The organism is Vibrio sp. PID17_43 (genome assembly GCF_002608565.1).
Lineage (GTDB): Bacteria > Pseudomonadota > Gammaproteobacteria > Enterobacterales > Vibrionaceae > Vibrio.
In genome coordinates this window covers 23,967-48,332 of record NZ_LIXM01000006.1, presented here as the reverse complement: position 1 = coordinate 48,332, position 24,366 = coordinate 23,967, and the positions used below count along the sequence as shown (strand labels likewise).

Genomic DNA, 24,366 nt, shown 5'->3' with positions numbered 1-24,366 from the left:
ACGACAACCTATTGATAGAAATGGAAAAGTGCACCATGATTATACTTTGTGATGAATAATCCACCAGCAATACAAGGATTCAAAATGAAAAAGGTGTTGGTACTTGGCGCTTCAGGGTACATTGGATCTCAACTGCTTCCGTTACTGCTTGATAAAGGTTACACCGTCACGGCAGCGGCGCGTCATATTGATTATTTGAAGGCCAGAACGCAGCCGCATCCAAATCTCACGATCACTTACTTTGATTTAGCCGACATAGATACAACACTGTCACTCGTTAACAACTTTGATCTGGTGTATTTTTTAGTTCATGGTATGGCTCAAGGGCATGATTTCGTCGAATATGAAGTGAATCTCGCAGAAAACTTTAAACAAGCACTAGAGAAAAACCATATAGGGCACGTCATTTATTTGAGTGCTATCCAGCCACGAACCGGAAACTCACCACATCTTGCTGCTCGTAAAGCTACGGGAAAAATCATTCGCCAAACGGGCGTACCCGTAACGGAATTGCGTGCTGGTGTGATCATCGGGCCAGGATCAGCAGCCTTCGAGATCATGAGAGACTTTGTTTACAACCTTCCAGTGCTGATCACACCAAAATGGGTGGATTCCAAAGCCAACCCAATTGCCCTGCCCAATCTCAATCACTACTTGCTTGAATTAGCGGAAGTCACCCCGACCAAAAGCGAGATCTACGAGGTTGGCGGTCCTGATACATTAAGTTATCGTGAGCAATTTGAAGTCATTTCTAAGATCACCAAGAAACCTTACCGACTTTGGTCAACGCCACTGCTAACACCCAACATGGCCTCATATTGGTTAGCCATTGTGACATCAGTTCCCGCAAGTATTGGTAAAGCGCTACTTGCAGGTTTGGAGCACGATTACATTGCTGATGCCAAACCCATACACGAACGATTCCCACAAAAGCTGATCAGCTATAAACAGTCCGTCACAGACACCATCGCAGCAGAAGGGACTTTTGTCCGCAGTAACGTTTGGGGATTTGAGCCAGCAGCGCTGAATCGTTGGCAACCAGGGTATGGCTACTACCCAAAACAAGCTGGAACAAGTATCAAGACCAAAGCTTCCGCTGCGTCCTTATGGGAAGTCGCGCAAAAGATCGGTAGCAAAGAGAAAGGCTATTACTTTGCCAATGTCTTGTGGCGCACACGTGAATGGCTCGATATCTTTTTTGGTGGAGGAAAACCAATTCGAGTATCGCCTCCCGGGCCGGAGTTGAAAGTCGGTGATTTTATTGATTCCTGGAAAGTTATTCGATGTGAAGAGAATCACTTTCTTTCTTTATTCTTCGGCATGAAAGGTCCTGGCCTTGGTCGTTTAGAAATAACCATCAAAGACGACGGAATCCAGAGGGAATTAGACATCAGAGCCTGGTGGCACCCACAAGGTTTTTTGGGGCTGCTTTATTGGTTTGCCATGATGCCAGCTCACCTATTTATCTTCAAAGGCATGGTGAGAGCGATGGTCAAGGAAGCCGAAAGATCAGCTAGTCTTGAGTAGGAAGCTTATGTGCAATCCCTGCATGGCAATCAATGCACGATTGATTTCTACTTTCCATCATTTCATGCCGACGAGCAACAGTGCGGCTTTGTTTTTCAAAATCCATCCGTTCGATAGAGTGGCAATATCGACATTGCTTTGACTTGTTGCCCACATACTCGGCTGTTACCACCTCAGCTAAACGGGGTCGGTGCTCTTCTTCAAAATTTTCGAGTGTAATATCACCCATCAACTTATGGTAAATATCCGCCGTAGCGCGAATTTTTAACCCAAGCTTCGCCAAAAATTCTCGTGGCACATGGCAGTCGCTGCACGTCGCTGCGACTACCCCCTTTGCATTGTTAAAATGGGATGATTGTTGATACTCCTCTACGATGGTATCCATGCCAATATGGCAGCGATAGCAGAATGCATTGCTATTTGTGTATTGCATACCAACATGGAAACTCATCACTGCCCCAACACCAATCACAAAAGCCAATATGCCCCCTATCGGCACACCTAGCATCCATTTTTTGTTGGGTTTTCGCCATAGACTCATGTCCAGTCATCTCCAACTTAGTTTAACGGAAGCTGGCATAATATTCGGAGAGTGCCCGCAAGTCCTCTGAACTCAAACTCTTAATCGCATCATCCATTTGTTTGTCAACCGAGCGCTTTCCCTGATTAAATTGCTGCAATGTTGTTAAAAGGTAACCTTTTTGCTGACCAGCTAAGATGGAGGCTTCATCGAACGGGTCACTCCCTCCTTCAGCATGGCAATTTTCACAGCTTTTAAGGTGAACAGCTTTCCCTTTTGCCGCGAGCGCTGCGTCAAACGGTTGGTCAGCACGGACAAACTCGATGCTAGAATAATGCTTAGCAATATTCTCTATCTGTGCTTCAGTTAGGGATTTCACAACGCCAACCATGTCACCTTTTTGGCTAGTATCTCCATAAACAAAATTCACTGTGGCAGCTGGCCTACCCTCTAAATATCTCAACATTTGATCAACGTGATTAAACTCTGGTATCCCCGCAATAGAGGGAATATTAGTATTAGAGCTCACACCTTTAGGTCCGTGACAAGATTCACATTGATTTTTAATAATTAAATCTTCGGTAGATGCCCAGCCCCAAGAAATAGACATCAAACTTAAAAGTGATATGGTAAATATATTTAAAAGAAACTTTGAAATGAGAATCATTAATTCATCCCTCCGTAAAACCATCTTTGATAAAGTCTTATCATTAATTCCAACGAAAAATCAGATTTTTATACCCACAGTGACGGTTAATTCCTTGCCGCATGACTAAAGAGGTATTACAGCGCGTACACCACGTTTATATGCTTCCTGACTCTACACATCGTGCAACACACCAGTCAAACCTCTATTCCTGCGAGTATCTTACGGTTGACCGTGCATCGATAGCCGAATCAAAACAATAAAAACATTTGTCATTCCGACAACGTGGGCAGAATGAACTTTATAAAAGTGGTGAGATTCTTTGTTTGTGAATTTTAGCGTAGTTCAAATAAATCTAATTTTTTAGTTTTCACGCTTAACACTCCTTTATAACATTTAAAGGTTAAGTCGCTGTTTTATTTATTCATTGTTACAAAATCAACCATTTACCATAATAAAAGTGCGTATTATTTTTTAACATTTATCTTTACGTCTATACTCATACCAGACCAGTAAGTTTCAATTCCTTGGAAATGAGTGGATATACGGACATCTAAACTCGGTCTCGATAAAGGATAAATAACTTAATCAGTAGGTTATATATAGCAAACTTCATCAAAGCTAACTCAATCCCACTTACTTTAAGGAAGAATCGAGAGAGGCCATGAACTGTTTCAAGTCGACTATTATTGTCATCTTAGGGTCACTACTTATCGCTTGCGGACCAGACAGCAAGAATGACCAAAATACCCCTCCTCCTAACTTGGGTGATTTTCGCGTTAATATCCAACCACCTAGATTAGTTTCTCTTGATAGCGGTGAAACGAAACTCGTCATCGACTTCTCTATATATGATGGCAGTGGGCAGTCGTACCGCTTTGATGAAAATAGAGAATTTCGCATCGCCTTATTAAAAGCGATGCCTTCTCGCGAGAATATTGAAGATACAACCGATCCCGCATTCGCATTTAACGGACGTCATGGCAACACGTATTGGAAGAGCTTTCATCACTCGAGCAACACTCCCACTAATCGCGCAAGCATGGAAAGTGTTTGGGATGGTCATTTGCTAGAAACGGATGAGGGATATCGATACACCTTTGCCATAGCAGATCTGTTTAAAATTCAGGATCCTTATCCTAGCGACTCAGTAAATAACAGTGGTTATATCGCATGGGATGAAGATACGTTACACCGAATTGTTATGGCGTATGGCGACAAAGAACTTGGATTCACTCACACTTACGAGTGGATACCGAGTGGGAACACCAGCCCATCAGTCTCACGAAACGTGATTGAGAAAGGGAAGTGTGAAAGTTGTCATATGGAAGAGCCGCTTTTCCATAGCCCCGGCTATCGCTCCATTGACAATAATATTGCCGTATGTACCGCTTGCCACAATGACAGCAACCCAGGTGCGGCACCAGCCAGACGTCCGTTAGCCGCAATCATTCATCAGTATCATGGCAACGTATTTAAACTTGGTAGCGATAGAGGTGACAGCACCACTTACAAGCAGCCCATCGATGAAAACGATATGCTGGTTACCGATATTAATGGACTCATTGTTGAAGACAATCCGTTCCCTCAAGATGCTCGAAACTGTACCACTTGCCATTCTACTGACATTACACTGGCATCAGATGCGAATAATTGGTTTGAGCACCCTAGCCAAGTGGCCTGTGAAACTTGCCATTTATATCGAGATCGGGGCGCACATGACAACCAAGTTGGTAATGTATGGCTACGCAATGGCGAACCACAAAATACTTGTTCCGGCTGCCATCGCCCTTATGAGCGAGACGACGAGGGCAACCCAATTGTTGGAGAGGATGCGGAGCGGAGTGCAAAAACCGTCCATCTTACTCGTCTAGATAATCTCGCTACCGCAAGAAACTCTTTAGTGATTGATATAAAACACGCCAGGTTCACTGACAATCAGTTTGAAATTGAACTGAAGGTCTCGAAAGATGGTCTTGGAATAACATCAATCGCTGAGCTTTCCCCTTACATCAATGAACCTGGTCACTTAAACCTATTGCTCAACTGGGATAACGGAGATGGTCCCGTACTTGCGAACAACAGTTTAAACCTTGCTGATGATGGTCAAACAGGTGATGGTTGTATTGCCCAAGGTGAAGGATTATTTCTGTGCCATAAGAATTTTAGCGACACACTGTTACAGCCTAATGCCACCTCCATTCTTACTGTCAACATCGCTGACGCTCCACTTTGTGCGGATAGAAAGAGCGGAGAGCTTGCCGACTGCCACATCTTCGAGGGCATCGACCTGATTAACTCGCCTTTTGTTATTGCCTCGAACAATGCAACCGCGTCTTTTGATATCGGAGGCATCGTGAAACAACATAGTATCCCTGTGGGTGCCGAACTCGCATTATGCAATGACTGTCATAAGGAGCTCTCCATTCATTTATTCGGCCAACATCCTCATGCAGCGACGGACTTCCAACAGTGTAAGAACTGCCACAACTCTGAGCGCTCCGCCTTTTTCTCAGGCATGGCAGCCGATCTCAAATACCATGTTCATTCATTCCATGCGTTTGGCTCTCGACGTACAGGGAACGCCCCATACCCTGGTACAATAAACAATTGTGAAGCCTGCCATAGTCAGTCGCAATACAACTTACCAAGCCAGAACAATCCTCGTCCTTCCTTGGCCAGTGGTCAATACTTTAGCCCAGCATTAGTCGCTTGTGGCGCATGTCACCTCGAATCATCACTGGCAAACGCGGACCCTGATACCATCGCAGGAGACTCGGCTTTAAACCATATGCTAAATCATGGAGCCATTTGGGGCGCAGCAACAGCACCTGAGGCCACGGGGACCGAACAATGCGCAACATGCCACGCAATAGGGCAATCACAAGGAGTGGATAAAGTTCACCGTGTTTATGACTACCGCTGATTAAGGCATTGATAATAAAAACGATGTTTAAAATGAAGAAAAGGATTCTTATGAAAACAATGATTCAGCGGTGGTTTTTGGCTGGCATACTTTGCATCGGATTTACCTTTACGGTGTATTCAAACGACACGACAAAATCTGAAACCACAACGTTGAGCCAAGAAGAAATCGAACAGATATTAGATACTAAGTTTTCTGAAGGAAAATACTCTCGTCGTGGGCCAGATGGTTGTTTACGTTGCCATGATGACACATCAGATAAACCAGCCACGGGAATTTTTGACAACATCCATGGTAAGGCTGCCAATATTCATGGCCCAATCAGTGACAAGCAATGTGAAGCTTGTCATGGACCTGCCAACAACCATGAGCGCAATCCACGTAAAGGACAGGCTCGTGAACCCATGATCACATTTGGTCCCGATTCTCCTGTTCCGGCGGAAAAGCAAAATAGCGTTTGTTTGTCATGCCACCAAGATGCAGATCGCACGACTTGGCACAGCAGTGAACATGCTTTCGAAGGGCTCACCTGCTCGAGTTGCCACCAATTGCACCAAAAAGACGACCCCATGATGTTCGCTGAGCTTCAAGCAGAGAAATGTACCGATTGTCATCCAAAAACAAAATCCGATATCCACAAGCGCACGAGCCATCCTATCCTCGATGGTGTGATGACATGTTCCAGCTGCCACAACCCTCACCAAACACTGAACGACTACAGTTTGAAATGGTCATCCATCAATGATTCTTGTTACGAATGTCACGCAGAAAAACGAGGCCCCTTCTTATGGGAGCACGAGCCCGTTGTCGAGGACTGCACGACCTGCCATAAACCTCACGGTTCGATAAACAAAGCGCTTCTTAACAGGCGCTTACCGATGCTGTGCCAAGAGTGTCATCGCATTCCGCACGCGAATGTTTCCATACCTGAAAATGACCTTAGAGTTCGTGGTGGAAGTTGTCTCAACTGTCACAATCAAGTACATGGTTCCAACCATCCACGTGGCCAAGCGCTAAGCTATTAAGGAGGGAAGTATGAGATCAACACAACTCTATGTAGTCATTTCTTGCATTCTCACCTTGCAAGTACAGGCGAATGATTATGCACTTCAAAACAGCATGCCCGCTGACAAAACTCGTTGGAACTGCAGTGAATGCAGCAGCATTGGACAATGGGAAGGCGACGCTAGCATTGGTGCTGGATTTTTAGACAACGGTGGTTCTTCAAGGTTTTATAATTGGATCCCGCCTCTTTACGGAACCACGAACGATAATAGACATTTTAACGCGAGCCTAAACGTTAATATGGCACAGTATCAAGATAATGGTTTCTTCCAACGTTTTATTGTTGAAGATCTTGGCTTACAACGCTTTTTGCTGCAATGGGAGGTCGGGCAATTTGACGGTTTTCAACTGCTTATCAGTTATCGTGAGACCCCCTACTTTTGGAATCGTTCATCTTTAAGTGCCTATAACGGTACTGACAACACACTAATAAGTGGCGAGCTATCTCAGTATGAGAATGAGGTAAAGCGTGAAACTCTTAAGCTAGAGCTCGAATATACGCCACATACGCCATGGAAGCCTTATGTATCGATGAAACATGAACGTAAGGAAGGAACTCTATCGCTCTATTCACCAAACATTCCGAATCTCATCAGTGCCCCTGGTTTTATCCCCAAAACAATCGACAATGAAACGCTAAATACACAAGCCGGTGTCAGCTACATAGAAGATAATTGGCTTATTGATATCGCCTATCGTGGTTCATTCTTTCGTAATGATCAGTCCGCACTCTATTACGGTAGCGCCAATAATCCATATGCAAACCACCTTGCCTATGAACCTGATAATGACTTCCATCAGTTCGCCATATCCGGCAACTATCGAATGGAACAGCACACCATAAGTGGACGTGTACTCTGGTCTCAAGCCACTTCAGAAGGTGGGCTAAACCCTTTCCCTCAATCCCCCGTCAACTCAGATACATTTCATGGTGAGATGAATTCGCTTCTAGTGAACGCGGATTACCATAACAAGCTCTCACGTCAGACCGCATTAGCGTTATCTGCAAATTATCTAGATAAAGACGATAAGTCAGACCGAAATACCCTCATTGGCTTCACGCGTGAAGAATATGACCGCACCAAAACAAAACTAGAGGCCAAACTCGACCATCACTTCAATCCTGATGTCAGTGTGAATGCCGGGTACCGTTATAAACAAGATAAACGCGAATACGCCGACAGAAAACGAACTGATGAGCATCGATTTTCTCTCGGTTCACAGTATCGCCCTGACGCCCCGTGGTATATTGGAGGTCAAATTTCCTATTCTCAGCGAGATGGGTCTGACTGGTTACCTTCTAGTTATGATTCCCCCAACTTACGACAGTACTACTTAGCGGACAGAGAGCGCCTGGAGGTTCGAGGAGGCGGCTATTACGACATAAATGACAATATTCAGCTCGTCGCTGAAGTCTGGTATGCCAATGACGATTATCCTAAGCCTGATATTGGCCTTAGCGAAGGCGAGGATTACGGCTATGACGTCAGCGTCAACTTCTACCTATCCGATGGGGTAAGCGGCCATGTCTTTTACAACCAGCAAACCATCAGTACTGAGCAACAACTCGCTAACTCTGACGTGGTAGGGTGGGACCGTTACACAACTAAGTTGAAAGACGACATTGCCACTATTGGCTTCGGGATCAGCAAAGATCGGCTTCTTGATGAAAAGCTATCACTCTCTTTTGATTACAGTTATAACCAAGGAAAAGGCAAATCTTCAGTCTCATCAGATGGGTATCAATACCCAGATAACGAGTCCACCTCATACCGATATGAGTTTAGTGGAGACTATGAAATGACAGAGAATCAGAGCGTTGAATTTAACATCCGCTATGAGGATTATTCAGAAGAAGATTATCTCTTCAATGATGAGGCAGCCAATATGAGCGAAGTTCTGCAAAGCTATGAAGGCTTCTACGGCTCTGTATATTGGAAATACCGCTTTTAGCTTCGTCATTGCATAAACAAAACATCAGGCTTAGATATACAAAGTAAGTGACCTCAAGATGCTGAATTCAGTACACCTGAGGTTACTGAATATATCACCTGATGTTTTCAGAACGAGGGAATTAAGCTTGGAAATTCAGAGGAATTTCAGCCAACTGATTACCTTCGTTCCCTGGGTAGATCAGGTACTCACCGTGGTACTTCACTAACGATTTGTAATCCGTCACCTTATGAACCATAAAGCCGGCTTTAGCCGCTTTCTCAACAAAATCCGCATGATTGCCACGAACAAACCAACTCATAGGCTTCACTAAGCGTTCGCCATCAAAGCAGCTGTCACATTGATCAGCGCACAATGCCAATGAGTTTTGACCTTCGGTAAAGATTTGTACCTTACCGAAACCAATCAACGACTCGGATGTTGACACTTCCCAGCCTTCTTGTTCCATATAATCAAGAAACGCGTCGATTTCTGAATCTTTAATCACCCTCGCCTCTTTTCCCTGAGGGAAGCTCTGGGCGTAGTATGCAGAAATACGTTTGAAGATAAACAACAACCCTGCGTCGTTACCTTTTGAACGACCCGCTTTTTGCCAACGAGTTAAGTCATCAACAACACTGCGATCAAATTGTTGGGATTTCAATGCTTTTGTTACCCAACGAACCAAGTATAGATTGTTCGCTATTGGCGCATTCGCCAGTTTACCCGAACGATGTTCCTGCTCAAGTTCGCTCAGAGCAGCATTAACCAATTTTTGAATTTCTGTGGTGTAATTAGACATTACGCCTTTCTTCCTAAAGTCCAATAAAACAGTGCAGATAGCACTGAACAAGCAAACATTACGATGATCATTGGCCATGCCACGCCATCAGGCAGCGAGGCAACGAATACCCCAATTAGGGATCCCGTCCCAAAGCGCAGCGTCCCCGCTAAAGAAGAAGCTGTCCCCGCCATACTTGGGTAACCACTTAATAATAGCGCCATTGAGTTACTACCAATGGTTGACAGTGTGCCAATAAACATCACGACAAATGGCACCATACCCCATAGGCCTAGATTCAATAGCCAACCTACAAACAGTCCAATGCCTGCGCTCAGTTGCATCAAGAGCCCAAAACGAAGCATAGCGTGTGATCCAACCTTTTTCACCAAGCGACCGTTGATGCTCGTCATGATGATCATCGCAATAATATTTAGGCCAAACAGATAGCCAAAATGGTTAGGTTGAACCCCATATAAATCAATGTAGACAAACGAGCCAGCCGTCAAGAAAGCAAACATCCCGGAGAATGAAAACGCCCCTGATAGCATTAATCCTAATGCCTCTGGGTTTGAGCATAAACGCGCATAGTTACGAATCGTGGTTCCAAATCTAAGCGACTGTCGATTTTCCGGTGTTAATGTCTCTGGAATCCTCCATAGCACTAACAAAATAACAATCACCGCGGAAATCGCGAGTACCCAAAAAATTGAGCGCCACCCAAACCATACCGCAAGGTAGCCGCCAATCATTGGGGCAACAAGTGGGGCAATGGTAATCACTAAAGTGACGAAAGACATCGCACGCGCAAAGTCTTCACGATCAAACATATCACGAACGATCGCTTGAATAATAACTGCCGCTGCGGCCCCTGCAAAACCTTGAGCCATGCGCACATAAGTTAACGCATCAATGCCGTTCGTGGTTGCACTGACAACCGCTGCCAACCCAAAAAAGAACACGCCAAAAATAAGAACTGGGCGTCGACCATAGCTATCAGCCAAGGGGCCATGAATCAGCTGGCCTAACGCAAAACCAGCAGTATAAGCCGTTAACGTAATTTGCACCGCGCCAGCCGCTACCCCCAAATCTTTGGCGATAGTTGGCATTGCTGGCAAATACATGTCGATGGCTAACGGTGTCAACGCACCAATGGCACCGAGTACAAGGAATAATAAAAAGCTAATTTGAGACTGGGGAGTACTAAGGGCTTTCTCGGTCATTGTTTACCTCTTGTTGTGGTCCTCCCACCAATATTCTGCATTGATTGAGACTGATTGCTGCTTTCGCCAAAACCACTGATTAGCCGCTATTTAGACACCGAGCAGTATTGGCAGGAACCACCAGTTTGAGGAGATTCCGACCAAAAATCCAGTTCTTATTCGGAACTAAAACCATTTCCTGTAAAAATGATCATTTCCAAACAGAATCAATTTCTTCTTGCGTCAGGTAACGGTAGTCCCCTGGTTCTAAGGTGTCATCCAATTGTATTGCACCAATCCGTTCACGATGTAATTGCTCAACTTTATTGCCTAAAGCGGCAAACATACGTTTAACTTGATGGTACTTACCTTCCACGATGGTCAGCAGCACTTCGTTTTCTGCTTCGTTAACAATTTCGAGATGCGCAGGCAATGTGGCTTCCCGCTCATTACGCAGTTCAATACCCTCAGCAAACTTTTCTACGTAATCTGGCTGAATCGCGTCAGCGAGCCAAACTCGATAGGTTTTTTCACACTTGTGTTTTGGAGACGTAATGCGGTGAGACCATTGACCATCATCGGTGATTAATACCAAACCTGTCGTGTCCACATCTAAGCGGCCTGCAAAATGCAAATTTTCAACCTTTGGCTCATCAAGCAGCACAAATGCGGTTGGGTTGTAGCCATCTTCGTGTGAACAAACAAAATCCGCAGGTTTGTACAGCATGATGAAACGAGGCCCAGGCATGCCAACTTCACGCCCCTCCCACTCAACCACACTGCCTTCTGACACTTTAAACGCGCCACTTTTTTGTACTTCGCCATCAACGGTGACAAGGCCACTTTTGATGATCTTTGTTGCCTGCTTGCGAGTCGCACCCAGACCATCACACAAATATTTATCTAAACGCATGAATACCTCATTGAATTATACCCAAATGACTTCTTTACCAGCCTATTGAGCCCAAGTCAGACCGAGAATGGCGCATTCAAAAGTCACTTGGGTATAAAAGTCAGGTATTATAGCCATCCTAATAAAAATAGTTGAGCAATTTCACAGAATTTCATGTACATCCTTCGCCCTTATCAAGCCGACTCTGTAAAAGCGGTCATTCACTATTTTCGTAAGCACTCAACACCCGCAGTGATTGTCTTGCCAACTGGCGCGGGTAAAAGCTTGGTTATCGCAGAACTGGCAAGGCTGGCTAAAGGCCGAGTGCTGGTGCTCGCTCACGTAAAAGAGCTGGTGGAACAAAACCATGCCAAATACGAAGGGTATGGGTTAAAAGGATCGATATTCTCCGCCGGCTTGGGTCGAAAAGAGACCGACCAACAAGTGGTGTTTGCCTCCGTTCAATCTGTGGTGAGAAACTTAGATTCATTTAAAAATCAGTTTTCGTTGCTCGTCATTGATGAATGCCATCGCGTGCCAGATGAAAAAACCAGCAGCTATCAAAAAGTGATCTCTCACCTAAGAGAACTCAACCCAGGCATTAAAGTTTTGGGTTTAACCGCAACGCCCTACCGCTTAGGCATGGGCTGGATATACCAGTATCACACCCGTGGACAAGTTCGGACTGAAGAGTCACGCTTTTTCCGTGACTGTATCTTCGAACTCCCTATTCGTTATTTGCTAGACGAAAACTTCTTAACGCCAGCACGTATGATGGACGCCCCGGTCTTATCTTATGACTTCTCACAATTAAAACCAGCCAATACCGGGCGATACAAAGAAGCCGAAATGGACATGGTGATAGACAAAGCCAAACGTGCCACGCCACAAATCGTTGAGCAAATCATTCAATACGCCAAAGAACGTAAAGGTGTCATGGTATTTGCCGCCACCGTTCGCCATGCGCAAGAAATCCATGGCTTACTGCCTGAAGGCGAAACCGCTATTGTCATTGGTGACACGCCTACACCTGAGCGCGATGCAATCATTCAGTCGTTCAAAAATCGTGAGATAAAATACCTCGTCAACGTGTCTGTTCTTACCACCGGATTCGATGCACCTCATGTGGATTTGATCGCAATTTTGCGCCCAACGGAATCCGTCAGCTTATATCAACAAATTGTTGGCCGTGGCTTACGGTTATCTGAGGGTAAAACAGAGTGTTTGGTGCTTGACTATGCAGGTAACAGCTACGACTTGTACCAGCCAGAGGTCGGCGACCCGAAACCCGACTCGAACAGCGAAATCATCACCATTCCTTGCCCCGCTTGTGGCTTCAATAATAACTTTTGGGGCAAGCTAGACAGTAATGGTTTCTTATTGGAGCACTTTGGCCGACGCTGTCAGGGCTACTTCGAAGACGATGAAACCGGAGAGCGTGAGCATTGTGGTTACCGCTTTCGTGCCAAATACTGCGGTGAATGCGGCGCGGATAACGACATCGCAGCGCGTATTTGCCATGAATGCGACGCGACGCTCGTCGATCCTGATAAAAAACTTAAAGAAGCATTAAACCTTAAAGACGCGCTTATCTTTGAGTGCACAGAAATGGACTTATCGGTATTCAAATCCAGTGATGGTAAATCGCAACTGAAAGTGACGTATTCTGGTGAGACATATCAAGGCGAAGGTAATGCATTAGTGCATGAGTTCTGGTCATTGAATACCAAAAAGCAGAAGCAAACCTTCAAAGACCAGTTCGTCCGCCCTCATCTAGCCGACAAACATCGTCCTTTTGAAGCAGCATCACCAACCAAGGTTGTGGCGAATCAACATCGCTTCCGTTTGCCCCAGTTTGTTATCGCTCGAAAATCAGGACGCTTTTGGAAATTGCGGGATAGGATTTTCGAAGACGAGTTAAAGTAGCCGAGCGCTCATTAATTCACTCTCTGTTCATGTACAGCTCGATATAATCATTACAATTCATTGAAAAAGGCTTTGCTATGTCGACCTCCGCCACTCCGCGTAAACTTTTCGTGCTGCTAAGTTTAGTGCCGCTGTTATTATCAGCGCCAAGCTTCGCGTCTCACCATGACCATCATGACAATAAAGATGGTCATGCCATCGTTTGTGACGTTGAGAAACCGGGAACACGCATTGAATTCGCTGAAGATCAGGATGAAGTCTACCGTGCGGTTCAGAACGGCTATATTCGTCCCTTTTCCGATATGTATACCGCAGTGGAGAATGATCTCTATGGGCGTATTATTAAAGTTGAACTTGAAGAAGATGACGACGAATGGATTTACGAACTGAAAATTTTGTTCAACGATAGTGTCATAAAAGTTGAATACGATGCGGCCACGCTTGAAATGCTCGAAATTAAGGGGCGTAACTTCAACAAAGCATTAAAGCCACAATAACCAGACACAATAAGAAGAATTAGCATGAAAATACTTGTTGTCGAAGATGAACCTCGTCTAGGTGAACAAATCGTTGAAACACTAGAAAACAGCGGATGGGTGCCAGAGCTTTCCCAAGATGGTATCGATGCCCTTTATCGCGCCACTTCTGAAGAGTGGGATGCGATAGTACTCGATCTTGGCCTTCCAAAACTTGATGGTTTAACGGTACTGAAAGGTATACGAGATGAAAACATTAATACCCCTGTCGTTATTCTAAGTGCACGAGACACACTTTCCCAGCGTGTAGAAGGTTTGAATGCAGGCGCAGATGATTATCTGACCAAGCCATTTGAAATGGTTGAGTTGACTGCACGCCTTCGCGCTCAACTACGCCGAGCATCGGGCAATACATCGCCGGTCATGCATGTTGGCGACTTAAGCTTAGATACCCGTTCATCCAAAGTACTATGGCAAGGGCAGCCGATAAGTTTGACAGCACTAGAATACAAAGTCGTGGCGTATTTTATGCACAACCCCGAGAAAGTTATTTCTCGTACTGAACTTGTCGAGCACATTTATAAACAAGATTTCGACCGAGATTCCAACACGATCGAAGTGTTTATTGGCCGCATTCGAAAAAAAATTGCACCCAAAATCATTAAGACCGTCCGTGGTTTAGGATACCAACTTAATGCCGGGTAGGAATAAACTCCCACTGCACACACTTAAGCGACTAAGTATTAAAAGTCGCTTAGTGCTCGCCGCTGTGGTGTGGTTAACCGCGATGATCCTAGCTGCGGGGGTGACTATCCCAACTCAGGTATACCATTACATGGTGGATGAAACTCGCGCGCAGTTGAATATATTCATGGATGAGATAGCCGCACAATTAGAAGTCGACAATGACGGTAAGCTCTCTCTCACTTCTCAGCTGTCCGATCCACGCTTTAACCGCCCTTATAGTGGTTTATATTGGAGTGCATCCACAGAAAACAGCCTAGAACGTTCACGTTCTCTGTGGGACAAGAAGATTGAATACAAGGGATTGGACAAAGATGCCTTTGGCGCACGAGATGAAAAGCTCATCACGTTGAAGAAGACCCTTTATCTACCCGATTATGACGGTCCCATTGATGTCATCATCGGCATCGACGAAGAGCCAATCGAAGGCACAATTCAATCTTTGACCGGACGACTGTGGATCATATTAGGCTTGCTATTTGCTGGCGTACTTGCGGTTATCTTGCTGCAAATTGCCTGGTCATTAAGTCCGCTTACCAAGCTGCAAAGAGAGCTCGGAGAGCTTAAATCAGGTCACAAAAAAGGCTTAGAAGAAGAATACCCAAAAGAAATTTCACCGCTGATCACTGACCTCAACGCCCTGCTATTTCACTACCAAGAACTCTTAGAGCGAGCTCGAAATCATGCTGGGAATTTATCTCATGCGCTAAAAACGCCGCTCTCGGTTTTGAAAAACGAAGTGCAGAACTTAACGCCTGAAGAGCAAAATCGCTTAAATGCGCCAATTTCCCAGATTCAGCAACACATCGACTATCACTTAGGCCGCGCTCGTATGGCAGGCTCGATGAATATTCTCTCAGTAAAATCAAACCCGTCTGAACGGGTAGATGCCATCTCAATGGCGTTTGATAAAGTCTATGCTCATCGTGAGATCTCTTTGATCAACGAATTAGATTCTGAGTTGAGTGTCGCGGTAGAAAAAACCGACTTAGACGAAATGGTCGGTAATCTACTAGAAAATAGCTACAAATGGGCAAACTGTATTATTCGCGTTCACGCTACGCAAGATAAAAACAACATTTACATCATGATTGAAGACGATGGTCCAGGCATTCCACGGGAGCAACTTAATCAGGTAACGAAAAGAGGCTATAGGCTCGATGAAACCAGCCCAGGTTCTGGCCTTGGGTTAAACATCGTCAGTGAAATGGCACACAGCTATCGCGGTCAATTAAGCCTCGAGGAAAGCAAAATGGGTGGTTTAAAAGCGACGCTGATACTGCAGCGAAGCCGTGCTTAACGGGCAGCAAAAAAGGTTAAAATCAGCACAAAATGAGCAAACTTTCATCCAGCTTAAAAAAACAGAAGGTTCCCCCCAAAAGAATGGCGTTTTTTTATTGGTTTATAGACAATTTTTGTTGCTGAATACAGAACTGGATGCTAGTATCCGCGCTCGCTTGAACAGTTACTGATTCAAGCTTTACCACGAACACAAGGTCGCATTGTGTCGTGAAATTTTATTTTTACTAATTTGAGAGTAAATACTATGAAATTCGAAGCAGTAGTACGTACTGAACTAGGTAAAGGTGCGAGCCGCCGCCTACGTCACGCTGGCAAATTCCCTGCAGTTGTATACGGCGGTGAAGAAGCAGCAGTTGCTATCGTTCTTAACCACGACGACATCGTTAACCAAATGGACAAGCCAGCGTTCTACGAAAGCATCGTTCTAGTTATCGACGGCGCTGAAGTTAAAGTTAAGCCACAAGACGTTCAACGTCACGCTTACAAGCCAAAAGTTGAGCACATGGACTTCATCCGTATCTAATTCCCTACCAAGGAATTAACGGATAAAATCCAAACCTTTTGCATACAAGATTATCGGACTTACCAGCCGAGATATCTAAAAAATTTCAAAACCCCGGAGACTTACCACCTCCGGGGTTTTACTATTTAAGGCGTTCTGAAATCACTTGTTTAGCCCATCCAAAAGCTTGCAAGCAACTGTAAATCCACAATTACCCCAACTTTAAGCAAGCATGTTGCTTATACTCCTTATCTCTTAACACCGTAGGTAGAAAAATCTTAACCGATTATTTCACTTAAGCGATACGAAACCAAATCGATCAATCCTTCGTCAAACTCGTGTGTAAAGCTCACAAATCAAACACCGACTCACAAGTCAATATACTATTAACCAAACTGATCGCGTTTCATATTGAAATGGACTTTGGATAAATTCTAAATACCGTTTTTATTTATCGACATCGCCTGCACGCTTGTCTTTTGCATTTTCAATAATTTTGCAATCAAGGTGTATCAGTTTACAGTTCCAAGCTATAACGCTGGAGGTGGCGATGGTTACCCTAAACTTGATGTCGTTGATACAGGCAACGTAGACGCGGCAGTTCTAAAAGATGACTTAGAATCCTTACAGACCATTGCAGTTGCTAACTATGAGCCTCAAGGTGAGATCGTATACACCAATACGGATGTTCCAAATTTCGGCGGCTGTAAAATCAATACTCCACAATAATATTTTATTGATTAAATAACACTCTTAAGTTCAAACCGAAGCATCAACGCTCCGGTTTTTTGTATTTAAAAATCGCTTATAGATTCACATTTTTAGCATCGGTAAGCTAAATAGCTGAAAATAAACTACCTAAAAAAGGAGGAAAAAAAATATTCATTGGTACTGTTGACGACCTTATGCCGGGCTTCTATGTTTGATAAAGCCTTTCCAACACACAGATGAGTTGCTTGGTGTTTAAGCTTGTATTTTAGCAATTCTACCAGTGATTCAAAGAAAGGTGGTGGCGTTACAAACACTGCTCTGAAACAATTTGTCTTCCAGACTTCAAACAATGGCGATGCACCTCCAAGTGTACGTCGATGAGCAGCTATCTGGCGCCAATGTGTTCAAACTGCTGCCATCGAGTTCTGGAGGTCAAAAATGAAACGAGCCAGCAAAAGCTACAGACTGCAAATGATTAAGGAAGTGGTTACACGCAGAGAGCGTGAAGCGTGTACTGACCCTATGGCAAAGTATATCCATCAATTGATGGATGAACGCCCCAGCAATAAATTGGATGTTGAACAAAACCACCGATTTGCCGGTTGCCACTTCGACGAACAAGCAGGAGGTTGGGTAAGTGATGACCTTTGGTCAATGAAATAGCAGCTTAAGTCAGCGTTTTCCCGACTTCATTGACATCGCCAATTGAGTCGGGAATCACTCCGTTAATACCGCTCTAATCATCAGACTAAAATAAATCCTGTTGTGGCGAAGGCGTTTCTTCAGGTAACACAGGCTTCGTTTTTCCTGCTAATAACTTTCTTCTATATCTTTGTCGGCATAGCTTTATGACATGCAACTGCTGCGCAGAAGTAAGGCTCAGCCAGTTGAAGCGCTCCTCTCTTTTACGCATACACCCTATGCAATACCCTTTCTCGTCAGAGGTGCAAACCCCAACGCAAGGACTTGGGACAGAAAAAAATTCTAATTGCTCCATGTGTAACCGTTCTATAATTAGTCCAACAACATCGGACGCATTGTGCCCAATGCATCAACTATCCGATAACTGTAAGAAATTTAGATGTTTTCGGTAGATATCAATATCGGAAATGGGATCTCTGTTATAAAATACGCCGTGTCTAAAAACATACGAAACCATAACCGTATACTGACAAAAACAGTGTTTTATTACCTATACTTACCACGTTTTCTAAAACGGAGTCTATAAAATGAAGCTTAGCCTAAAAACGTTAGTTGCAGCAATCTCACTTCCAATCCTGATGACAGCATGCGCTAGCAACGGTGACAATGTGAAAGAAATTACAGCTCAAGACTTACAGCACCACAATTGGGAGTTGGTTCAAATCGATGGCAAGAACATCGCAATTGAAGACGCTGAATATGGCCCACGCCTAGAGTTGGGTGAAAACCTAACCGCAAACGGCAATGCTGGCTGTAATGAATTCTTTGGCCAGGCTGAATTGAAAGACAATCAACTGCGCATCGAGAAAATGGGCATGACCATGAAAATGTGTATGGATGATCAAATGAAGATCGAACGCGTGATGGCAGACACTTTGACTCAGTGGAGCGACATTACACTGACAAATGAAGGTCTAGTGCTAAAAAATGCCGACCACGAACTCACGTTTACACTGCGCGATTGGGTAAACTAATCCATATAGAATCATTGAAAAAGCAGCTAATCTAGCTGCTTTTTTTATGCTTCAATTAAATGCCCCACTTTTCGAATAAGCGTCGCGACGCTCTCTGCCTCAAGTTTTCTCATGACATTCGAGCGGTGCACTTCAATCGTCCGTAAAGAAACACACAACTGATTCGCCATCTCTTGGTTTTTCATTCCTTTTACAACCAAATCGAGCACTTCCCTCTCACGCTTAGTCAAATTTTGTAGTATGTGCTTAGCGTGCAACTTATCAAGGTTACCCAATGACTTTGCCATTGCTAACTCGATTGCAGAAACTAGCGCATTGCCATCGACGGGCTTTTGGAAGAAATCTAATGCCCCACTCTTTAATGCTTCTACCGCCATCGGGATATCCCCGTGCCCCGTTAAGTAAATGACGCTGATCGGGCTAAATTGCTCATTCATGATTTGGTGGACATCTTGGCCGCGCATTTCTGGCATGCGACTATCGAGCAATACACAACCAGCAGACGCCAAATCTGCGTCATTTAAAAAATCGACGCCACTAGAATAGGCCTCTACCTCATAACCATAACTCTCTAGCATGAAGGCCATCGATTCCAGCACTGACTCTTCATCATCAACGACATAAAGAGGACAAAGATTACGACTCACTACAAGCCTCCTGATACGGTAAAATGATGGTCACTTGACAACCTGAAGGCTCAATTGACCGAAAACGAATACTGCCGTGATGCCCTTCTATGACATCGCGACAAATTGCCAAACCTAGTCCTAAGCCATTATCTTTCGTGGTGTAGAATGCTTGGTCAAGGGGGATCTCCTGCTGCTGAATACCAACGCCGTTATCAGTAACATCAACAATGACCATCTCATCACAAAAGCTGACATGCAAATCAACGAATAAACCTGTGCGTTTTGGCATGTGGCTAAGGCAAGCGTCTTTGGCGTTATTGAGCACATTTAAGATCACCTGCTGTAGGCCCGTCACATCTGCATAAATTTTTTGCGGCTCCCCAGAATACAACACTCCCAAATGGATACGATGACGCTGAAACTCGAAATCCACCAACTTCATTGCATCTTCAATCAGGGACGGTAAATCCACCCAGTTTTTCTCTATCGGTGTTTTATTTATTAAGCTACGTAAACGCTGGATAATATCGCTGGCAGAGGTCACTTGTTGTTGAATTTTTTCGATAATAGGCAACATCTCTTCAGGTGTTGTACCTCGCTTCATACGTACTTTAGCGCCTTGACTATAATTCTTTATCGCAGCAAGTGGTTGATTGATTTCATGCGCGATACTACTGCCAAGTTCACCAACAATCGTGATGCGTTGTGCATGTTCCAACATGGTGCTTTTTCGGCGCAAATCATTCATTGCATTTTTCAGTTCCTCGCGACTGCGCTGAAATCTCCACTGCAACCAAAAGTGATAAGCCGTCAACAATAACAACGTCAGCATTGCAGCAATGGCAATGATTTGATTCTCGTGTAGCCACTCTTTAACTTTTTGCCCCCAAGACTTTTGTAAAGGGTGCATATCGAGATGTTTGTATACCTGATCAACATTAATGCTTGGCGCAGGTAGCATCCAGCCCACATTATTTGCAGCGATCGCCGCAGGATGGTCAGTAGGCATAGCAAATAGGCTCTGAGCGACCATTTGACCCACATAGGTAGGGGCACGCTCCGTCATTGCTAACGTCCAGTTTGGGTAAAGTGGTGTACTCACCGCGCAAACTGAGTCTGCTGGACGTTTTTCATTGAGTACTCGTAAATCATGTAACTGAATACGCCCTTCTTTCGCCATATTTTCCAATGTACACGCAGGTACAATCGCCACATCAAGAGCATTACCTATTACATCAAGTATCAACTGATCCGTTGGCGGTCCGGTAAACTGAATCTTTTCAAAAAAAGACGAATTGAAATAGCCTAACTTATCCAATTCATATTGAAGGGCAATAAAGCCACCAAATGCTTTTTCCGATACCGCCGCCACTTTCGCTTTATTTATGTCTCTCAGTGTCTTATATGGCGATTCCCCACGAACCACCACCACTGACGCAATCGACTTATTCGGCAAGTTGCTATACGCGGTTTTTTGCGTGGCCACCCAGTTTATAGGATATGCACGCGCCAACTTGGTTGCCTGACCTGGACTGGTCAATATAAAGTCCAACCTATCATGCAGAAAAGCATCTTCCAGTTGGTCAAAATCATAGGTATGTAAATTAAATTGGTAGCCGGGATTTCGTTCTTCTAGCCAATCCAGTGTGGGTAGCCAAGCTTGCCTTGCGTGAGCATACCCTCTCAACGCCAACACCCCGACTTCATAGTCTTTTCTTTGAGTTGTAGGCTCGTTCGCAAATGAAACATAAGAGAACACTGTTGAAATAACAAAAATAAACAGTTTAATTTTTTGAGAATGGTTATTAATCACTTACGAAATAATATTAAAAATTGTCTGTAGCACATTTTACCATCACTTCCCCCAATAACTTTGTTGCTTTAGATCAAGTTGGCTTCATTATTGTGGAAAACCACAATACCTCCTAAGTGTCAATTTACTCAAAATACTTACCCACTAAGGGCTAGATGCAAGTTCACTCATTTAAGAGTGTTAATACGCCATGAACACTTATGAAAAATTACTAAGTTTATGTGTCTTCGTCTTAGCTTCAACCAGATTCTAACTGCCGAGCTAAGTGACTCGTCAGCAAAACTTTAAATTAAAATATGGAAACAACTCATGAAAAAGTCGACTATTGCGTTGGGTGTGCTCGCGGCTGTCGCAGCCGTTGGTTACTCAACTTACAATACGATGTTCTCTGCTGAGGCTGTGACTGTGGATGCGGCTGCACAAGAGCAGAAATTCACAGAATACGCTCACCCAGAACATTTCATTTCAGCTCAACAGCTCAAAGCAATGATGGACGCAGACAAAGATGTGGTCGTGATCGGTGCGCTAAACCCTATCAAACCGGATCGTCCTATTTCTGGTTCTTACACTATGTGGCGCAACGATTACTCTGCAACGGAAGGTGTTTACGACTTTGAGGGCATGAGCAACAGCGTTGAAGAAATGGAAACCATCCTTGGTCGCTTTGGCGCAACAGCAGACAGCACGATCGTGGTTTACGCTGCGAGCTCTCATCACGATGCCGCTCGCCTTTACTGGCAAATCTACAACTTAGGCCACGACGACATTCGTTACCTAGACGGTGGTTTAAATGCTTGGTTGGGTGCAGGTTTCCCTACTGGTTCTGAAAACCCAAGCGTTGCTGCTACCCAATACGACGCACCAAATGCGAAACAAGAAAACAATGCACTAGCAACGCTAGACATGGTTATCGCAGCACAAAACAACCCAGATTGGGTAATCCTAGATACTCGCAGTAATGACGAGTTCAACGGTGAGGTGGCAGTTTCTGGCGCATTCGGCCCTGGTACAATCCCGAGCAGTGTTCATATCAACTGGACAAAAGCGTTAAACGAAGACACCACACTAAAATCAGCAGAAGAACTGCAAGCACTTTACGGTGACATCATTAAAGGCAAGAAAGTCATTGCTTACTGTCAATCCGGCGTACGTTCGGCTCACACAACCATGATTCTGACCGAAGTTCTAGGTGCGGAAGGCGTCTATAACTACGATGGTTCATGGATTGAATACAGCCACGCTCACTACGAGCAAAAGAATCCTGAAGTGAACGTTATCAACGTCAAGAGCTAATTAAAACGGAAATAGCAGTCAATGAACAATGTAATTTTTAGCCAAAAGTTATACGACACCGCCCAGATGATCATCGATGGCTGTATGGGTGATTCTGATCCAGCATGTCAAACCGCATGTCCAATGCACACGGATGTAAAACAATACGTTCGCATGGCGGGTGAAGGTGACTTCCAAGGTGCGTTAGATCTTATCCGCACCAAACTATTCCTACCTCAAACACTTGGCCGCATTTGTGCACACCCTTGTGAAGCGTCTTGCCGTCGTAACACTGAGTTCGGTCAGCCGATCAGTGTTGCAGGTATCAAACGTTTCGTTGCTGAGAAGTTAGATAGCCAAGACCATTGGGATCTTAACATCGCTCCACTAACCAACAAGCACATCGCTATCATTGGTGCCGGCCCTGCTGGTGCTCAAGCAGCAATTGAGCTTCGCCGCCAAGGTCACGAAGTAACGATCTACGAAAAGTTAGACGTATACGGCGGCATGATGCGCGTGGGTATTCCTGAATACCGTCTACCTCGCGATGTGATCGACTTCGAATACAGCTACTTAGGCATGCTAGGTATTAAGACCCGTTTTGGCGTTGAGATCGGTAAAGACATCAGTTTTGAAGCACTACGAAACGAGCACGATGCGGTGATTCTTGCTCACGGTGCACACGTAGGCTCTATCATTCCTCTACCAGGTCACGACAACGACGGCGTGTTCTCTGCGGTTGAATACTTGAAAGAGATCTCTGAAACCCGCCAATTCCCACGTGCCGGTAAACGTGTGATGGTCATCGGTGGTGGTGACGTAGCGATGGACTGTGCGCGCTCTTCTTGGCGCATCGGTGCAAGCGAAGTGTACCAATGTTCTCTGGAGAGCATGGAAAACCTACCTGCTAGCCAAATCGAAATCGACGAATCACTAGAAGAAAACGTCGTGTTCAACGCAGGCTGGGGTCCGGTTGCCATCGAACATGAAAACGGCAAAGTAACGGGTATCACCATTAAGAAAGTGCTATCTATCTTTGACGAGCAAGGCAACTTTGCACCTCAATACAGCGACGAAAGCAAAACCATCGCAGTGGATACGGTGGTATTCGCAACAGGTCAAATCGTCGCTGACATCACTGACGGCGCACTAGAGCAAACTCGTGGCGGTCGTTATGTTGTCGACAAGCAAACACTGGCTTCTAGCCTAGAAGACGTATTCGTAGCCGGTGATGCGTGCGGCGGTAACATCGTGATTGAAGCGATGGCACTAGGCCGTAAAGCCGCAATGAGTGTTGAGCGCTTCCTAACGTCTCGTCCACTGACTGAAGATCGTGACTTCGAGCAAGAATACAGCTACCAATCTCGTCTAGATGTACCACTTCCAAAAGGTACAGTAGATACCCCTCGCCTACACGGTGAACTACGTGACGCTGAAGAGCGCAAGCAAGATTTTGCACAAGTGGATTTAGGCTTCACTGAAGAGCAGATCAAGCAAGAAGCATCTCGCTGTCTGCAATGTAGCTGTAAGCTATGTATGAGCGAATGTATCATGATGAACGACTTCACGGATTGCCCGAAAACGGCATTCTCTGATTTCGTTAATAACAAGACAATGGATCCGCAACTGGCTTACTCATGTAACGCCTGTGACCAATGTACGATCGTTTGTCCAAAAGATTTCCCAATGAAAGAAATCTTCCTTGGCGCTCGTAACGACTTTGTTAAAGCGAACAATGGCGAATCGCCAATCAAAGGTCACAAGGCAATCAATATGCACCAGCTTCTGGGCTTCTCTAAACTCTTCACAATGGCTAAACGCTAG

Annotated in this window: 21 protein-coding genes and 1 pseudogene; 14 read left to right on the top strand and 8 right to left on the bottom strand. The window is 44.7% G+C overall.

Annotated elements, in window-relative coordinates; all coding sequences use genetic code 11:
• Window positions 1–84: 84 nt before the first annotated feature.
• A complete protein-coding gene (locus tag AK965_RS05715; protein WP_099078715.1) occupies window positions 85–1,527 on the top strand; it encodes a DUF2867 domain-containing protein in 1,443 nt (480 codons plus the stop codon).
• Here AK965_RS05715 and AK965_RS05710 read toward each other — a convergent pair.
• Entirely contained in the window at window positions 1,514–2,068 is a 555-nt protein-coding gene (locus AK965_RS05710) for a NapC/NirT family cytochrome c (protein WP_099078714.1), read from the bottom strand. The genes AK965_RS05715 and AK965_RS05710 overlap by 14 nt on opposite strands.
• A 22-nt stretch (window positions 2,069–2,090) precedes the next feature.
• Window positions 2,091–2,714 (bottom strand): cytochrome c-553, encoded by a 624-nt coding sequence (locus tag AK965_RS05705; protein ID WP_172438078.1) that lies wholly within the window; start codon window positions 2,712–2,714, stop codon window positions 2,091–2,093.
• Window positions 2,715–3,357: 643 nt separating this feature from the next.
• Between AK965_RS05705 and AK965_RS05700 the strand changes: the two genes are divergently transcribed.
• Genes AK965_RS05700 through AK965_RS05690 form a run of 3 tightly spaced genes read left to right on the top strand, consistent with a single transcriptional unit; the run spans window position 3,358 to window position 8,637 of the window.
• Entirely contained in the window at window positions 3,358–5,619 is a 2,262-nt protein-coding gene (locus tag AK965_RS05700; protein ID WP_099078713.1) for an OmcA/MtrC family decaheme c-type cytochrome, read from the top strand.
• A gap of 50 nt (window positions 5,620–5,669) precedes the next feature.
• On the top strand, window positions 5,670–6,644 hold the full coding sequence (locus AK965_RS05695; protein ID WP_099078712.1) for a DmsE family decaheme c-type cytochrome: 975 nt from the start codon (window positions 5,670–5,672) through the stop codon (window positions 6,642–6,644).
• A gap of 10 nt (window positions 6,645–6,654) precedes the next feature.
• Window positions 6,655–8,637 (top strand): MtrB/PioB family decaheme-associated outer membrane protein, encoded by a 1,983-nt coding sequence (locus AK965_RS05690; protein WP_099078711.1) that lies wholly within the window; start codon window positions 6,655–6,657, stop codon window positions 8,635–8,637.
• 121 nt (window positions 8,638–8,758) lie between these two features.
• Here AK965_RS05690 and AK965_RS05685 read toward each other — a convergent pair whose 3' ends face one another.
• The 3 genes from AK965_RS05685 to rsuA all read right to left on the bottom strand — a co-directional run bounded on the left by AK965_RS05685 (window position 8,759) and on the right by rsuA (window position 11,512).
• On the bottom strand, window positions 8,759–9,418 hold the full coding sequence (locus AK965_RS05685; protein ID WP_172438077.1) for a DUF2913 family protein: 660 nt from the start codon (window positions 9,416–9,418) through the stop codon (window positions 8,759–8,761).
• Entirely contained in the window at window positions 9,418–10,620 is a 1,203-nt protein-coding gene (locus AK965_RS05680) for a Bcr/CflA family multidrug efflux MFS transporter (protein WP_099078709.1), read from the bottom strand. The genes AK965_RS05685 and AK965_RS05680 overlap by 1 nt, the downstream gene beginning before the upstream one ends.
• A gap of 190 nt (window positions 10,621–10,810) precedes the next feature.
• On the bottom strand, window positions 10,811–11,512 hold the full coding sequence (gene rsuA / locus AK965_RS05675) for a 16S rRNA pseudouridine(516) synthase RsuA (protein WP_099078708.1): 702 nt from the start codon (window positions 11,510–11,512) through the stop codon (window positions 10,811–10,813).
• Between the two features lie 153 nt (window positions 11,513–11,665).
• Here rsuA and AK965_RS05670 point away from each other — a divergent pair, with 153 nt between their 5' ends.
• From AK965_RS05670 to AK965_RS05640, 7 genes and pseudogenes are all read left to right on the top strand, one after another.
• A complete protein-coding gene (locus AK965_RS05670) occupies window positions 11,666–13,417 on the top strand; it encodes a DEAD/DEAH box helicase (protein ID WP_099078707.1) in 1,752 nt (583 codons plus the stop codon).
• 77 nt (window positions 13,418–13,494) lie between these two features.
• On the top strand, window positions 13,495–13,914 hold the full coding sequence (locus AK965_RS05665; protein ID WP_099078706.1) for a PepSY domain-containing protein: 420 nt from the start codon (window positions 13,495–13,497) through the stop codon (window positions 13,912–13,914).
• 24 nt (window positions 13,915–13,938) lie between these two features.
• On the top strand, window positions 13,939–14,598 hold the full coding sequence (locus AK965_RS05660; protein WP_099078705.1) for a response regulator transcription factor: 660 nt from the start codon (window positions 13,939–13,941) through the stop codon (window positions 14,596–14,598).
• Window positions 14,588–15,937: an ATP-binding protein gene (locus AK965_RS05655; protein ID WP_099078704.1), complete on the top strand. Its 1,350-nt coding sequence runs from the start codon at window positions 14,588–14,590 to the stop codon at window positions 15,935–15,937. The genes AK965_RS05660 and AK965_RS05655 overlap by 11 nt, the downstream gene beginning before the upstream one ends.
• 246 nt (window positions 15,938–16,183) lie before the next feature.
• Window positions 16,184–16,462 (top strand): 50S ribosomal protein L25, encoded by a 279-nt coding sequence (gene rplY / locus AK965_RS05650; protein WP_099078703.1) that lies wholly within the window; start codon window positions 16,184–16,186, stop codon window positions 16,460–16,462.
• 483 nt (window positions 16,463–16,945) lie between these two features.
• Window positions 16,946–17,170 (top strand): annotated as a pseudogene (gene ushA / locus AK965_RS05645) (bifunctional UDP-sugar hydrolase/5'-nucleotidase); the annotation flags it as partial.
• A 420-nt stretch (window positions 17,171–17,590) separates the two neighbouring features.
• A complete protein-coding gene (locus tag AK965_RS05640; RefSeq protein WP_099078701.1) occupies window positions 17,591–17,815 on the top strand; it encodes a hypothetical protein in 225 nt (74 codons plus the stop codon).
• 85 nt (window positions 17,816–17,900) lie between these two features.
• Here AK965_RS05640 and AK965_RS05635 read toward each other — a convergent pair whose 3' ends face one another.
• A complete protein-coding gene (locus tag AK965_RS05635) occupies window positions 17,901–18,149 on the bottom strand; it encodes a DUF1289 domain-containing protein (protein ID WP_099078700.1) in 249 nt (82 codons plus the stop codon).
• A 232-nt stretch (window positions 18,150–18,381) separates the two neighbouring features.
• On the opposite strand from AK965_RS05635, the gene AK965_RS05630 reads away from it, so the two are divergent.
• Window positions 18,382–18,828 (top strand): META domain-containing protein, encoded by a 447-nt coding sequence (locus AK965_RS05630; protein WP_099078699.1) that lies wholly within the window; start codon window positions 18,382–18,384, stop codon window positions 18,826–18,828.
• 44 nt (window positions 18,829–18,872) lie between these two features.
• Here the strand turns inward: AK965_RS05630 and AK965_RS05625 are convergent, their stop codons facing one another.
• Complete coding sequence (locus AK965_RS05625; RefSeq protein WP_099078698.1) at window positions 18,873–19,475, bottom strand: response regulator transcription factor; 603 nt, start codon at window positions 19,473–19,475, stop codon at window positions 18,873–18,875.
• Window positions 19,465–21,270, bottom strand: coding sequence for a sensor histidine kinase (locus tag AK965_RS05620; protein WP_172438076.1), 1,806 nt, complete (start codon window positions 21,268–21,270; stop codon window positions 19,465–19,467). Before AK965_RS05620 ends, AK965_RS05625 begins: the two co-directional genes overlap by 11 nt.
• Before the next feature lie 309 nt (window positions 21,271–21,579).
• Here AK965_RS05620 and AK965_RS05615 point away from each other — a divergent pair, with 309 nt between their 5' ends.
• Together AK965_RS05615 and AK965_RS05610 are read left to right on the top strand one after the other, a co-directional pair.
• Complete coding sequence (locus tag AK965_RS05615) at window positions 21,580–22,563, top strand: sulfurtransferase (RefSeq protein ID WP_099078697.1); 984 nt, start codon at window positions 21,580–21,582, stop codon at window positions 22,561–22,563.
• A 21-nt stretch (window positions 22,564–22,584) separates the two neighbouring features.
• Window positions 22,585–24,366, top strand: a complete 1,782-nt coding sequence (locus AK965_RS05610) for an FAD-dependent oxidoreductase (protein WP_099078696.1) — start codon at window positions 22,585–22,587, stop codon at window positions 24,364–24,366.